Origin of the sequence: Methylophilus methylotrophus DSM 46235 = ATCC 53528 (genome assembly GCF_000378225.1) — a bacterium.
GTDB lineage: Bacteria > Pseudomonadota > Gammaproteobacteria > Burkholderiales > Methylophilaceae > Methylophilus > Methylophilus methylotrophus.
Genome location: NZ_KB905146.1, coordinates 141,837 through 156,152, shown reverse-complemented (window position 1 = coordinate 156,152; position 14,316 = coordinate 141,837). Strand labels below are relative to the sequence as shown.

General features: G+C 48.9%; 16 protein-coding genes and 1 pseudogene. 7 read left to right on the top strand and 10 right to left on the bottom strand.

Features of this window, described 5'->3' with window-relative positions; genetic code table 11:
* Positions 1-162: 162 nt before the first annotated feature.
* The 3 genes from F463_RS14420 to F463_RS0112555 are packed head-to-tail and all read left to right on the top strand — an operon-like array spanning position 163 to position 1,392.
* Entirely contained in the window at positions 163-633 is a 471-nt protein-coding gene (locus tag F463_RS14420) for a CBS domain-containing protein (RefSeq protein WP_018987453.1), read from the top strand.
* A 29-nt stretch (positions 634-662) separates the two neighbouring features.
* Positions 663-869, top strand: coding sequence for a hypothetical protein (locus F463_RS0112560; protein WP_018987452.1), 207 nt, complete (start codon positions 663-665; stop codon positions 867-869).
* Positions 870-915: 46 nt separating this feature from the next.
* The gene (locus F463_RS0112555; RefSeq protein ID WP_018987451.1) at positions 916-1,392 is read left to right on the top strand and encodes an acyloxyacyl hydrolase; all 477 of its coding nucleotides are present in this window, start codon (positions 916-918) and stop codon (positions 1,390-1,392) included.
* A 21-nt stretch (positions 1,393-1,413) separates the two neighbouring features.
* On the opposite strand, the gene F463_RS0112550 is transcribed toward F463_RS0112555, so the two are convergent.
* Both F463_RS0112550 and F463_RS0112545 read right to left on the bottom strand, forming a co-directional pair.
* A complete protein-coding gene (locus F463_RS0112550) occupies positions 1,414-1,878 on the bottom strand; it encodes a DUF2269 family protein (RefSeq protein WP_018987450.1) in 465 nt (154 codons plus the stop codon).
* Positions 1,878-3,149: an SDR family oxidoreductase gene (locus F463_RS0112545; RefSeq protein WP_018987449.1), complete on the bottom strand. Its 1,272-nt coding sequence runs from the start codon at positions 3,147-3,149 to the stop codon at positions 1,878-1,880. The genes F463_RS0112550 and F463_RS0112545 overlap by 1 nt, the downstream gene beginning before the upstream one ends.
* 83 nt (positions 3,150-3,232) lie before the next feature.
* Here F463_RS0112545 and F463_RS0112540 point away from each other — a divergent pair, with 83 nt between their 5' ends.
* Positions 3,233-3,727: a hypothetical protein gene (locus F463_RS0112540; protein ID WP_018987448.1), complete on the top strand. Its 495-nt coding sequence runs from the start codon at positions 3,233-3,235 to the stop codon at positions 3,725-3,727.
* A 140-nt stretch (positions 3,728-3,867) separates the two neighbouring features.
* Positions 3,868-4,344 (top strand): DUF2231 domain-containing protein, encoded by a 477-nt coding sequence (locus F463_RS0112535; protein ID WP_026295569.1) that lies wholly within the window; start codon positions 3,868-3,870, stop codon positions 4,342-4,344.
* A gap of 31 nt (positions 4,345-4,375) precedes the next feature.
* On the opposite strand, the gene F463_RS0112530 is transcribed toward F463_RS0112535, so the two are convergent.
* The 7 genes and pseudogenes from F463_RS0112530 to F463_RS14530 form a co-directional block, all read right to left on the bottom strand.
* A complete protein-coding gene (locus F463_RS0112530; protein WP_245545241.1) occupies positions 4,376-6,142 on the bottom strand; it encodes an ABC transporter ATP-binding protein in 1,767 nt (588 codons plus the stop codon).
* Between the two features lie 21 nt (positions 6,143-6,163).
* The gene (locus F463_RS0112525; RefSeq protein ID WP_169623161.1) at positions 6,164-7,315 is read right to left on the bottom strand and encodes a glycoside hydrolase family 1 protein; all 1,152 of its coding nucleotides are present in this window, start codon (positions 7,313-7,315) and stop codon (positions 6,164-6,166) included.
* 11 nt (positions 7,316-7,326) lie between these two features.
* Positions 7,327-8,466 (bottom strand): UDP-galactopyranose mutase, encoded by a 1,140-nt coding sequence (glf, locus tag F463_RS0112520; protein ID WP_018987444.1) that lies wholly within the window; start codon positions 8,464-8,466, stop codon positions 7,327-7,329.
* 4 nt (positions 8,467-8,470) lie between these two features.
* A complete protein-coding gene (locus F463_RS0112515) occupies positions 8,471-9,724 on the bottom strand; it encodes a glycosyltransferase family 1 protein (protein WP_018987443.1) in 1,254 nt (417 codons plus the stop codon).
* A gap of 263 nt (positions 9,725-9,987) precedes the next feature.
* Positions 9,988-10,431, bottom strand: a complete 444-nt coding sequence (locus F463_RS0112510) for a cupin domain-containing protein (protein WP_051082089.1) — start codon at positions 10,429-10,431, stop codon at positions 9,988-9,990.
* 231 nt (positions 10,432-10,662) lie between these two features.
* A complete protein-coding gene (locus F463_RS0112505; RefSeq protein ID WP_018987441.1) occupies positions 10,663-11,589 on the bottom strand; it encodes a fatty acid desaturase family protein in 927 nt (308 codons plus the stop codon).
* A gap of 132 nt (positions 11,590-11,721) precedes the next feature.
* Positions 11,722-12,052 (bottom strand): annotated as a pseudogene (locus F463_RS14530) (DMT family transporter).
* Positions 12,053-12,171: 119 nt separating this feature from the next.
* On the opposite strand from F463_RS14530, the gene F463_RS0112495 reads away from it, so the two are divergent.
* A complete protein-coding gene (locus F463_RS0112495) occupies positions 12,172-12,699 on the top strand; it encodes a DUF4142 domain-containing protein (protein WP_018987440.1) in 528 nt (175 codons plus the stop codon).
* Positions 12,700-12,777: 78 nt separating this feature from the next.
* Here F463_RS0112495 and F463_RS0112490 read toward each other — a convergent pair whose 3' ends face one another.
* A complete protein-coding gene (locus F463_RS0112490) occupies positions 12,778-13,668 on the bottom strand; it encodes an SDR family oxidoreductase (RefSeq protein WP_018987439.1) in 891 nt (296 codons plus the stop codon).
* Between the two features lie 471 nt (positions 13,669-14,139).
* On the opposite strand from F463_RS0112490, the gene F463_RS14850 reads away from it, so the two are divergent.
* Positions 14,140-14,292 carry a DUF3309 family protein gene (locus F463_RS14850; protein WP_081620828.1) on the top strand — a complete coding sequence of 51 codons (153 nt, stop codon included), beginning with the start codon at positions 14,140-14,142 and terminating at the stop codon, positions 14,290-14,292.
* Positions 14,293-14,316 lie beyond the last annotated feature (24 nt).

The following is a 14,316-nucleotide window of genomic DNA, read 5'->3' as shown; positions in this document are numbered from 1 at the left end:
CTGATAAACCTTGTACACCTGATTTATTAATCTGCTAGCGTTGATGTCAAGCGTGGACGCGATATAGGTTTCCCGTTTTGATCATTGACATGACGGTGGTCTCGGGCAGAGGCCACCGACTGTATGTTGCAATGCTTTGATTTCGTACGGGAGGAACTGAAAATGATGATTGGCCACTTGATGACCACTTGCGTGGTGACTGCTTCTCCCATGCAGTCGCTTAAATCCGCAGCCAAAATCATGGAGGAAAACGATTTTGATGCTTTGCCTATTTGCGACAATCATCGCGTCATTGGCATGCTTACCGTAAGAGATATTGCCATGAAAGCCGTGGCTAAGGGATTGTCTCTTGCCGAGTCCAAGATCTCGGAATTCATGACATTTGAAACCGCATACGTCTTTACTGACCAGCCAGCAGAAGAGGTCGCCCGTTTGATGATTGAGCAGCAGCTACGCAGACTACTTGTACTCGACAGGGACTATCAATTGGTCGGTATCGTTTCAGTGGATGATTTGCTGATGGCGGGTAACCTGCAGGCCATACTGGCAAGCCATGTGGAAGCGACAAAACACCTAGAGGCCTATCAATGGCCCAACCTGAGTTTTACTTCGCGTAAGCAACCACTGCATTAGCCAACCAAGGCTGAGTAAAGGAGAAGGCGATGCCGCAACACAACAGGTCACTGAGCCAGCCCGGCAAACCGCAGAGCATACATGAATTAGATCCTGATCGGCTTGATCCGGCCAACCCGGACTCAGTTGATCCGGCGAATACTGACCCGGCTGACGAAGCGGATAACGCCGAGAAAACGCCCACAGAGTCATACAGGCCAGTCGTGACCAATCCTGACTCCATCCACAGGAAATAGGGCACGGGATATTACAAAGATTTTTTGTTCACTCACCATCACAAATATGAAAAAAATAACCCTGATTGTCGCCACACTTGTTTCAACCACTTTAACTACGCATGCAGATACTCTGGGTATTGGGCTAGGCAGCTACGATGTTGACGGCTCCCATAGCGCAGCAGACTTCCGCCTGGATTATGAATATGATACTTCTGTCTGGTTGCAGGACCTTAAACCATGGCTAGGCGCCGAGGCAACCACCGATGGCTCGCTATGGCTTGGAGGTGGGCTGTTATATGATTGGCAATTTGCAGAAACTTGGCATTTGAAACCAGGGCTGGGCGTGGGTTATTACAGCCGTGGCAGCAGTGACCTGGATTTAGGACATCCTATTGAATTCCGCTCACAACTCGAACTGGCAAAGGAAATCAATGCGCAAAATAGCCTGGGTTTGGCTGTCAGTCACTTATCCAATGCTGATCTGGATAAAGAAAACCCAGGGGTGGAAGTGCTTAGCTTGTATTGGCATTACCACTTCTAGTCTGCCATCTAAGAATGTTGCCTACCCCGGTTTGGCAACCATAAAGTAAAAGATGGTCACAAATGCAAAAAATGCTGGGAAACCTAGAGCCACCCATAGTTTGAAATAGCGCCAATATAACGCTGGCATGGTGCTATTTTCGGTGGATGCGCGTTGTGCAAGGTTGCGCATCTGGACTTGTAGCCATGCGACCGGAAGCCAGCAAGCGATGGCGATGGTGTACAGTACCAGTGACCAAAAAATCCAGCGGCTAGTCATAGGTATCCCGACCTGGTGCAGCATATAAATACCGGTGAACGGTTGTATGACTACCGTTGTGGCAGTAAAAAGCCAATCTGCGATGACCACATACCTGGTGACAAAAGCGATGGTGCGAGTATCGCGGCTTAAACTTGCGAAGAGTAAATAAAATGCTGATCCAATCCCGGTACCAAACAGTAGGGTTGAGGAAAGGATATGTACCCATTTGACGACGATGTATTCCATTAACTTTCCTCTAATGCAGACATTAACCAGATCGCAGCCAGCATGGGCAGGTTTTTGAGGACAGGACCATATGGATGCACCAGGAACTCGGGAAGCTTCCAGGCGATGATGAGGCTATAAGCAATGATCACCATCAGTTGGAGATGCCAGATCCATTTCCGGTGAATGCATAGAATGGCGACACCAATAGCAAGGTCAAGGCTGGCGGCCCCATACAGCATCCAGGGGGCCAACCCTGCACTGACTCCTACCCGGGCTAGCAGTTCGTAGCTATCACTCACAGGGTAAACGCCGAATGAGATGACGCCTGTCACCAGCCAAACGATGGCAAGACTGGCCCGCAATATTGGCAGTAACCAGTTCAGGAGGGCGAGTCTGCGTACCGTAGCAATTTGCGCTGGGGCGAAAAACTCGCTTACCTGGCGTGGCAGCCTGCCTAATAAGGCAGTGATCGCGCTCGCATCGGCAGTGTTTCCGCGTTCCAGCATCTCAAACATTTCGCGATCCAGCGGGGCATGTTTCACATGGTCAAAGAGCGTAATGAGCGGGCGTGCAACCGGTAAGGGAATAGTGGCGATCAATGGCGCAGGCAGCTTCATCGCTTGCCGCAAGGTGCGGATGAATTCAGTAAAAGACAGTGCAATGGGGCCGACAACCGCGATTGTCTGGCTCACATGTGGACGGTGGCTCAATAGCCTGATGACCGTCTCAATCAGGTCGTCAATGTGCACAGGCTGTACCATTTGCTGGCCATGTCCCAACTTTACCAGGACCGGCAGGCTGGCAAGCGTGTTAAACAATGAAGCGCTCTTGCCCCCAGGACCATAGACCAATGAAGGCTGCAAAATGATGGCGGGCAGAGTGGAATTTTTCAAGTAGTCATCGGCAGCTTTCTTGCTCAGATGGTAATGGCTGGTGGCATTTTCATCTGCTCCCAGGGCAGAAATCTGCAACACCAGCTTCACCCCTTTTTGCTGGCTGGCGGCAAATAAAGCAATCGGTGCCTTGGTATGTAGCGTTTCAAAGGTCTGGTTACCATTCTGGCGGATGATACCAACGGCGTTGACCACGATATCAATGTCGTCTAGCTTGCTTAACCAGTCTTGTGGGTCGATATGCAGCGAAAAGTCTGCAATGACATAGCGAACACCCTGTCGTTTGATTTCAGGTAAGGCGCGCACTGCGCAAGTGACTGAATGCCCTTTTGCAATGAATGCTGCCAGTAAATGACGGCCAATAAAGCCGCTGGATCCGGTCAGAAAAATGTGCATGTCGCTCCTAAAGCCCGTCCATCATGACTATCATAAGGTGAGGGCTATGTGATTCGAGTACGAAAAGGAAAAGGAGTTTTACAATGGAAACAAAAACCTGGCCAGAGGCCATCCATCATGGATTGATGTCTGGTGCAGCCGCCAGTGTATTGTCGACAGCTGCCTTGTCTGTGCTGGGCAAAATGGAGGCGGGAGATGTACACGCGCCCACCAATGCCATCAGCCACTGGATTTGGGGTGACGTTGCCGCGAGTAAAAATGGGTTCCAATCGAAATATACGATTCCGGGCTATGTGATTCATCATGCCAGCGCTGTATTCTGGGCGGTGCTGCTTGAAAGATATTATGGACAGGCCTTGGATAAAAGTAACCACGCCAGGATATTGGAAGCCGCGGGCGCCACCGCAGCCATAGCCTGCTTTACAGATTACAAGTTGACCCCGCATCGGTTGCAGCCCGGGTTCGAAATGCGGCTTTCAAAACCTTCATTGCTCTTGGTATATGCATCCTTTGCAATTGGGCTTGCCTGGGGTGTGCATGCTATCAGGCAAAAACGTATGCATTCCAGCAAAAAATAAGATGGAATTACCGCACTTTGGTTTAGCAGCAACCTGGCGGAAGTCCGCTTAATTTCTTACGGAACATTCAGCCTCCACCGACAGACAGTTGTCCTGACCGTGCCCATCATGCAAGCATTAACCACAATAAAGGTGATGCTATGAAAGCAAGAGCGCGATTTCTAGGCCATCCGATTCATCAGATGCTCATTGTGTTCCCCCTGGGCTTGCTTGGAACGGCTGTGGTGTTTGACCTCATCTACCTGGTGACCCATTTGCAAAGTATTGCGCTGGTGGCCTACTGGATGCTTGCAGCCGGGATAGTAGGCGCAGCCGCAGCTATCCCGTTTGGCATCATCGATTACACCATTATCCCGGCTGGCACACGCGCAAAACGTATAGGATTGATGCATGGCTTTGGCAATGGCGTAGTGTCCGTTCTATTTGTTTTGAGCTGGATAATGCGGGAGCAGCATTCCGCCCCTTCGGCATCAGCGTTGGCCTGCTCGTTTCTTGGGCTGGTGTTGGCGCTGATAACGGCGTGGCTAGGTGGGGAACTAGTCTCAAAATTGGGGGTTGGGGTGCATGAACATGCTTCACCTAATGCGCCCAGTTCGCTCAAAAAAGAGCAGCGTTGAGATAAAGGGTGCAATGGCCTCTGCTAACGCTTCAGGTCGTTTCCAATTCATCAAAAGTGTGTGCCTGTAACTCCCAGGTTTCTGCAAACAGGCCACCACTGGCACGCAACACATCGGGTGGACCATCTTCGACGATGACGCCATCTTTCAATACAATGATTCTATCGAAAGAAGAAAGCGTAGACAGCCGATGGGCAATGGCTAACACTGTACGGCCTTGCATCAAGGAAGCCAAGGCGGACTGGATTTCTTTTTCTGACTTTGAGTCCAAGGCAGAGGTGGCTTCATCCAGGATCAAGATAGGGGCATCCTTCAAAAATGCCCTGGCAATGCCTAACCGCTGTCGTTGGCCGCCAGACAACCTGACACCTCTTTCCCCCACAACTGTACGATAGCCCTTAGGCAGCATACGTATGAAGTCATCGCAATAGGCATTACGAGCAGCTGCATAAACTTCTTGTCTGCTGGCATCCGGACGCCCATATCGCACGTTTTCAAGGACTGAGCGGTGAAACAAGGCAATATCCTGCGGAACCACTGCTATTTTTGCACGCAGGCTATCTTGTGAGACCTTGTCAATCTGCTGACCATCGATCAGTATCTGGCCAGATTGAACATCATCCAGGCGCTGAATCAAGCTGATTAATGTTGATTTTCCGGCGCCTGACGCACCCACCAACCCCACTCTTTCCCCCGGGTGAATTTCAAACGACAACTGATCGAATACTTTATGTCCATCAGGATAAGCATAAGAAACATTTTCAAATTTGATATTGCCGTTTTCCACTTTGAGCTGGGACGGTTTGTTGGGATCCTGGACGGAGTGCGGTTTGGCAATGACCTTGAGGGTTTCATTGATGATGCCAAATTGCTGTGCCGTACCCACCAGGGCAAGTGCCAGGTCACGGGAGCCATGCAGGATCCTGAAGGTAAGGGCACTCACAATGACCACGTCGCCCGTGCTGATGCTACTTGCTCGCCATAGCAATATTGCCCACAGTAACATTCCCCCCGCAGTGACCACCAGGCAGAGGTCATGTATCACTCTGGCCAGCTCGATATACATCCAGCTTTGCCGATGAGCAGTGGCTTCTTTATTTAGTTCTTTTGCCAGTCTTCTTTTTTCCCGACGGCTTGCTGAAAATGCTTTCACAGTCCATACATTGCTGACGACATCTATCATTTTGCCGCTGGCACTAGAGGCGCGCTCGGCATAATTATCATGGATCCTGCGGCCACGGATACCGAAAATAATCAGTAAACCAGCCACCACCAGTACGGAGAACATTAACCCTAAACTCATCTCCCACCTGATGGTAGTGAGCACAATAATGGCTCCCAGGAAATCGGTGATGGGTGGCAGGATACGCCAGAATATAGTGCTAAAGAGTTCGCCGGTCGCGGCGGCGGTAGACGTGATCCTGTTGCCAAGAGCGCCAGAAAAGTGCTGATTGAAATACCGCATGGAATGACCGGTAAGATGGACAAACAAATCCAGCCGGATATCTACGCCACTAGCGACAATGGCCCGGGAGCCTTGCCATCCTCCTAGGCGCCATAAGATATTTTCGAGAGTAATCAATCCTAAAAACAGGTATAGCGGACCCCAGACATTGGCAGTTGCGCGGAGCGAACTGTCCATCGCATCGACCAGCAGCTTCATCGCATATTGCACACCGACTGCGCTCCCAGCCGCACCCATGATCACAAGGAAAACCGTACCAAACAGCCAGGGACGGCGCTTTATATAAAAAAACAAAAAGGGGATGGCGCTATTAGGGATATGTTGAATTGTCACTTTAATATAAGCAGCACTAAATTAAGCAGATACGGATTCGGAGGGGTTATGCTGACTTTCTTGGTCACAATAGGATTGCCACTGCCGCAATACTCCAGCCAAAGGCGCATAAATGGGGCGTTGCCCATGCTGGTCCGCAAATCCCAGCAAACCGGTAGGACAGTGGCGGTTATTCTCCCACCCAGGATAATCAGTGACAGGATACAGGCATACTCCTTCCATAGGGATCCCCGATTTTCTGGCACGTGCGACTTCTTCATAGACATGCCCTACCCAGGCAGGCCTGCCTTCACCTTCAGCGCCTGTTTCAGCCAATAACATGGGGCGCCCATAGCGCAAATAAACTTCGGCTAACATGTCATGTAAGGGACGGTATGAGGGGGAGTGTGGCGGAATTGTTTCACCACCGAGGTACCACTGGTTATTACTGTAGTAATTCAGCCCTACCATGTCTAAATATTGGGGGTCTCCGCCCAAACCAGGCCATATTTCCCCGATTAGCATATCGAAGGCTTCAAATTGTGCCTGGCGATAGGCTTCGGCAGGCCCTTTGTCTCTTGGACGTCCATTTCTTGGTAGCACATTAATGAGTGGTTCCGCCGTGATGAAACGGGCACGCGGATCGACATTGCGTATGGCTTCAATCGCTGCAATGGTGGCGCGTACTAATTGCTGCTTAAGCTCCAGCCCGCGGCCTTTTGCCATGGGATTAAACATGGCTTTGTCTCCGCCGGCCCAGGCCCAGAATGACATTTCATTGATTGGGCAGAATATGGGGATTTCATCAGTTTCGTTGTGAAGCAGGCGCGCTGTTTCGGCGGCAAATTTGGCAAACCGGGTCACGAATTCCGGCCGCCAGATATTCACATCGTCAGGCAGACCATAATGGCAAAGGTCCCAAATGACTTGTGTCTGGACTTGCTTAGCAGCTTTGACCATGGGCAAAAGGCTGGACCAGTTGTACTGCCCCGCCTTTTCCTCGATCAAATGCCAGCGAACGCCATCACGCACAGTTTTGAGGCCATGGGCTTTTAATACCCTATAATCTTCGAGCACCCATTTGTCATGGTGAGTAGAGGCAATCAGGTCCAGCCGACGCCCGTCTGCGCGACGGTGGGTAGAACACTCAAACCCGCCCATCATAAAACTTTTAAAATGGTTAGATGGCTGCAATTCTGGTCCTTTCAGTGCATCTCGGCTATCAATGTGGGGCTGTTTTTTGCTTCCATCAAGCGTTGATAGGTGGCAAGGGCCTGTCCTACAACCTGATCCATATTGTAATATTTATAAGTGGCTAGCCGACCCACGAATGTTACGTTAGGTGTGTTCTCTGCCAGTGCCTGGTAGCGCCTGTATAACTCGGTATTTTCCGGACGAGGGACCGGATAGTAAGGATCTCCTTCTGCCTGGGGGATTTCGTAAGTAATCGCCGTTTTAGGATGTGTTTGCCCTGTGAGGTATTTATATTCAGTAATCCGCGTATGCTCTACCTGCTGGTCTGGATAATTGACCACTGCTACCGGCTGGAATTGCGGTTGGTCTATGGTGAGGTGACGGAACTCCAGTGAACGGTAAGGTAGCTTGCCAAAACAATAATCAAAGTACTCGTCAACTGGTCCGGTAAAAATCAAATGACCGTGTTTGATGGAGTCCCTGATTTCCCTGTAATCCACATTCAGCATGATGTCGATATTAGGATGGTCCAGCATTTTGTTGAACATGGCAGTGTAGCCGTGTAAGGGCATCTGCTGATACTCATCGATAAAATAACGGTCATCGTCATTGGTTCTTGTAGGCACTCGCGAAGTGACAGACTTATCTAGCTGAGAAGGATCCAGCCCCCACTGCTTGGTGGTATAGCCGCGAAAGAATTTTTCATATAATTCCCGGCCAACCTGGTTAATCACCACATCTTCCGAAGTTTTAATCTCCGCCACCGGTTCTGCCCTCGCTACCAGAAACTGTTCGGCTTCTTCAGGCGTCATTTCTAGCTGGTAAAGCTGGTTAAGCGTGGATAAATTAATTGGAATAGGAACGAGCTGGCCATCTACGTGGGCTAACACGCGATGTTCATATGGCCGCCACTCAGTAAATTTCGACAGGTAATCGATAATCCTTTTTGCATTGGTATGAAAAATATGTGGGCCATACTGGTGGATCAGAATGCCGTCGTCGTTGTAATAATCATAGGCGTTACCACCGATATGCGACCGGCGGTCAATGAGTAGTACCCGCTTATTGGCATCTGCGGCCAGCCTTTCAGCCAATACGCTGCCCGCAAAACCAGCCCCTACAATCAAGTAGTCATAACTTTCGTCGGCCATGATTTTATCTCCTTGAAGGCAGACGGCGAGTTCTCGCGACCACGGGCAGGTAATCGGAGGCTTGACTGAACCGTAATCTTTCATCGATCAAGGCATACATGTCATCCCATGTTTTTTCCCATGACATTCCGTTCAAAATGGCGTCAGCTTGTGTGCAGACAAATGACGGCTTTTCCATGGCTTTTAGGGCATGATCGATAGACTGGATAAATGCCTGGCTATCGTTGGCTATAAAGACCAACTCGCTGCCGCCATACGTACGTACAACATCGTGAATCGGAGTGGAAACAACAGGCCGACCCCCCGCCAGATATTCAGGGGTTTTAGTAGGACTGATAAATCGGGTCGATTGATTAATTGCAAACGGCATCAAGGCTACATCCCAGCCACTGAGGTAGGCCGGGAGTTCATCATAGGTTTTTGGCCCCAGGTAATGAATATTGGGGTGTTGTGGCAGCGTTCTTGGATCGATTTTGACAATCGGTCCAATCATGATGATCTGCCATTCAGGGCGGGCGATGGCGATGTCCCGAATCAGTTCTACGTCAAGCCGTTCGTCTATGACACCATAAAATCCCATTTTTGGACCAGGGATAGCTGCCTGATCCGCCGGTTCTTCCTCACTTTGCCGGGCTTTCCCAAAATGTTTAATATCGACACTGCTAGGGAATGGGTAGGCGTTGCGATGTTGTTTACGTTTGGATTCATACAGGCTATAACCACCTGTGAAAACAATGTCAGCTTTTTTAAATAGTGCCCGTTCGTAGTCTATTAATTGGGTAGGCGCGCCTAAAAAAGCTGAAAGCTCGTCCATGCAGTCGTAAATCACCAGTGGTGCATCCAGATGATCCGTAAAAGACAAACTCATGGGCGTGTAATACCAGAATATGGGGTCAGCATCAGAAATTAATAGGTAACGATCCAATAACCCTCTAAGGAGTTCTGCACCCTTGTGAGTGTTGATCAAAGACGCTGGAATATGCGGGATTAATAAACGCACATCTTTTTCTGCCAATTTAACTTCAAGCCATGCATGGCTACCTTCACTAGGGACAGGTTCTTCAAAAAAGAGTACTTGGAATAATTTGGAGCACCGACTCATTAAGTGTTGGGGACGTTGGTAAACAAAATTCCATCGCAAATGTGATAAGCACAGCAAGGTAGGTTTGGAAGGATCTGGTAAAGCGGTCATTGAATGACCGCTGCCTGAGGCTTCATGGGATTTGCCGATATGGATTTGAAAAGGTGCCCAGCTCATTGACTGCTCCTAAATGCTTTTACTTAAACTAGTGCTTTAAGCTTAAGGGAGATATGGAAAGGAGCTGCATCAGCCATTTCAGCATTTTTTTGTAGGAATTCATTAATGATTCATCTCAGATTCTTACCTCAACGGATGTGCGCATTAATGAATGAGAAATTCCTGGCCAGATTACCAGCACAGGAATTATGGATGAATAGGGCTGTAGCGTTTTTGAGAAATGTAAGCTTGCTGTTTGGCGAAGTATGGCTTATTTCTTCGCCTTATTTTTTACGCGGATCGTCGTTTGGATTGGTGTATGTGATATCCCATGGTCCTGTGGCAATTAATTCCACGATGGTTTCTTCATCTGTCGTCCAAACATAATGCGTATGCCCAGTAGGCAATACAAAACTGGAGCCTGCGTTTAACATTTCGCCTTTGGTCTTATCAAGCACTTTTCCCATACCGTTGCCCAACTTCCCGCTCAATACGGTGACCACCTCTGTAAATGGGTGTGTATGTGGTGGGATAGGATAGTTGGCCGGGAATTTTAGCCAGGCAATAAACACACCTTTCTTGCTCGGGTCACCTACCACGATGGCACTCTTGGCGCCTTTGGGCAGGATGTGCTCCTCTTTCCATTGAATGGTTTCGGGCGTGAATGACTGCATGACCTCTGCATGCATGCGTTCGATGCTGTCTTGTGCAAATGCGGATGCACTCATGGAAAAAATTATGGTAGCCACATAGATGGATAGTTTTTTCACCGTTAACCTCTCACAATAGTTGGAGTATACAGTTCTGTATACTTATTGACATTTTTGCGGATGAGGAGCAAAACCAGGCTGCCTTCTTTCATGAGTCCTGGCTCAGGAAATCACTGATTAATCACTAAGGGCAATCATGAGGGGTGGGAAATCCACGGCAACAGAGTAGCGCTCAAGCCAAGGATGCGATCAGTCCTCTTTGAAATGATCGAAAGCAACTGGACCCTTGAATTGCGCGGCCATTGCCTGCATCCAGCGACCCTGATACTGATGACCGGATTCGGCATGTAAGTTTGGTAACTGCCAGCAAGAAACATTGGGGTGTAAGTGATGAATGCCATGCAGGTTAAAATGCAAAATAAAGCGCGACCACCATACAGGCAAGTATAGGTTATGCGCATAGCGCCCCTGTTCCAGCGGCGTTGCATAATGAAATACGTTATCCACCAAGCTAATCAGGCCACCCCTGGCCAGCAGCGCAATAATTAACATCCATGCAAATTCCCCGTATAGGTTGAAAGCAACACCGTATACCAGCAGGATACAAATTGCCTCTATTCTTGCTATCGCAAGTGTGCGGGGTAACAGGATTTTGTCTGAAAGTAATTCCACCACATTGTCTGGGCGGCTAATCGTGTGAATAGCGATTTTCAGCAGGGGCTTGGGCAGAACCAGCAGCATGCCACCCAATACCTCAAACAGATACAATCCACCTAACAGCCGGAAGTAATAAGTGAGTTTGCACCAGGCCATGGAAACGGAACCTGGCATATATACTTCCGGCCGCTCCCGCTCTGTCCTGCTATAAGCGTGGTGCAGCAGGTGGCCCCAGCGCAACAAATCATAAGGTGAGCCAAATAAAGTGGCGTTAATACGACCAGCCATCCGGTTGAGTTGCCTGTTGGAAAAAAGGCTGCCATGAATGGACTCGTGAATAAAAGCCCACCATGAGGTGGTGAGCACCGCTGGGAATAGCAGCCACCAGCCCCAGGCCGGGTTTTGGGGTAAAAGCCAGGTGGGTAGCGCAAAGAGCTGGAATAGCTGGAGCCCGATAAAAAACAGCCCTAAAAGTAGGTTGATCGCATCGCGTTGTGTGGTTGGCTGTGGTTGATACATGCGTTCCTCGCGCCTGTCATGTTCTTGCCCAGAGTAAATCTTGGTACATCAGAAATGCGCTTATCATAGACAACTCCTCCTCACCGGTGTATCAGTGTTTTCTGACAGATGCTTACACCTGAGCGTTCTATTTTAGTGGGCGACCGTTTTTGAGAATACGTTCATGACGATCACCCCAGTTAAAATCAGCACCATCCCCCACAAGGCAGGGGTGTCTAAAGGCTGTTCAAATACCAGCCAGCCCACCAACGCCAGCAAGACAATCCCCAACCCTGCCCAGACAGCGTACAATACCAATCGGAATCACTTTCAATACCAGGGATAAAAAGTAAAAAGACAATGCATAGCCGACCACGACGATGATGGAAGGCAGCAATTTGATAAAGCCGTCACTGGCTTTGAGCGATGAGGTGGCGGTGACTTCACTGATAATCGCTGCAAATAAAAATAGCCAGTATTTCAAAATCTCTCCAAAATCTGCGGCATCCATTGGGTTTCTGACACAACAATCAGAACATTCCCTCTATAGGTCTATGCAAGGCTCCTCTACAGTAATCACTTGTTAAATGTAAGGAGGCCAAAATGATTCGATTAAAACATGTGATGATGTGTACCGCTGTGTTAGGACTGCTTTCTGTCAGTCTTTGTTCTACTGCCGCGGATATTTCCATGGCAGACAAGCGTTTCTTAAAGAATGCCGCAGAAGCAGGACATTTTGAAGTGGAAGGCAGTAAATTAGCCCTTAAAAAATCGCAAGACCCAGACATCATACGCTTTGCCAAAATGATGACTGAAGATCATTCCCAGGCTGCCATGAAGCTCAAGGATCTGGCGACGCGGCGTGGCGTAGAATTGCCCAAGGAGCCAAGTCTTTTACAACAGGCTAAACTCAAATATCTGGAAACGAGGGATGGCGTGAAATTTGATAAAAGCTATGCCAACCATATAGGCGTTTCAGCACATGAGCAGGCCGTAAAATTATTTGAAGATGCAGCAGAAGATGCGCAAAATGCGGATATCAAGAAATTCGCTGCTGATACCTTGCCAGTGTTGAAAAAGCATTTGGAAGAAGCTAAACGGATAGATGCGCGCGTCAATAAAGATGACTGATAGAAGCAAGTCAAATTTATAAAGTCGAGATCAAAAAAACCGGGTGACATCACCCGGTTTTTTTTTGTTGCCCATCAGTTACCCATTGACTACCGTACCACCATTAGGATGGATGACTTGCCCGGTGATATAGGACGAATCATTAGACGCCAGGAAAACATAGACTGGCGCGACCTCGCTGGGTTGTCCAGGACGCTTGAGCAAGACGTCTGTACCAAAATCTTCCACTTTTTCTGGTGAAAAACTCGCAGGAATCAAAGGCGTCCAGATTGGCCCTGGTGCCACCGCATTCACATAAATATGCCGATCCGCCAGTTGTTGTGCCAGTGAGCGGGTAAATGACACGATCGCTCCCTTGGTGGCAGAGTAATCAACCAGCATTTTATTGCCTTTGTATGCTGTCACCGAGGCGGTGTTGATGATGCGCGCGCCTTCCTTGAGATGCTTGAGCGCTGACTTCACCAGGTAAAACATAGAGAACAAATTGGTCTTAAAGGTTTTTTCCAGTTGGGCCTGGTCAATATCCTCAATACTGCTCTGCGGATATTGCTGGGCAGCATTGTTGACCACCACATCCAGTTGCCCAAAGGTCTCTATGGTTTTGTCCACCAGTGACTGGCAAAAGGACGCATCACTGATATCCCCCTGGACAGCCAGACCTTGGCCGCCGTTAGACGTGATCAATGAAATGGTTTTTTCGGCATCCTGTTTTTCCTGCTCACTCAGGTAGTTGATCACCACATTGGCTCCTTCGGCAGCAAAATGAACCGCTACCGCCCGGCCAATCCCGCTATCACCCCCGGTGATCAATCCCACCTTGCCTTCAAGCTTGCGGGCTGCTTTGTAATTGGGGTCTATATATTGTGGGCGGGGTTCCATCTCGGCTTCAGTGCCAGGTTGATGATCCTGGTGCTGGGATGGCGGCTCCAGGTCTCTGTGGTCTCTAGACGAGGGTGTATTTAACTCCATCACGATTCTCCTTCATTACTTAGGTTAACGTAAATGCTTGAGAGATTGATGCATTCAAGCAGTGAATGGTCATGGTAGTTTTACCCCTGATGGGCCGCTAGAGGACGCGTGCTGATAGCCATGTCAGACAAGCTGTTAGCCATCTTCAGTCGACGATATTAAAGTCCTACATCTCAATCAGGGATTGCCTGACATAGAAATTTCCAGAATCTGCGTAAGCTGCAATCGTTGGTACCAGAGCTCAAACCCACCTCGGGTTAAATCTCCAAAGTGGTCATCAACATGCGGTGGCTCCCGAAAGAGCCACCGTTCTTATTTGTACCACGGCAGCCTCATCTTCATCGCACGCTTCGTCCGAGCATTCCTACAGGGATTTCAGTGTGATGTGTATGGAGTGCTTGCTGGCAAGATTGCATCATGGAGTCTCCATTCAATTACCAATAATAAATGTATTGATGCGTGGAGAACATCATGTTGAACATCCTTCTTCTAATAGTGGTATTTGCTTTAATTGGTTCGTTACCGACATGGCCTTATAGCAGTAGATGGGGCTATTACCCAAGTACGTGGTTGAGTTTAATCCTCATCCTTTTGCTCATTTTTTCAGTCACTGGCGCATTGTAATTAACAATTCAAATAGGAGATCAT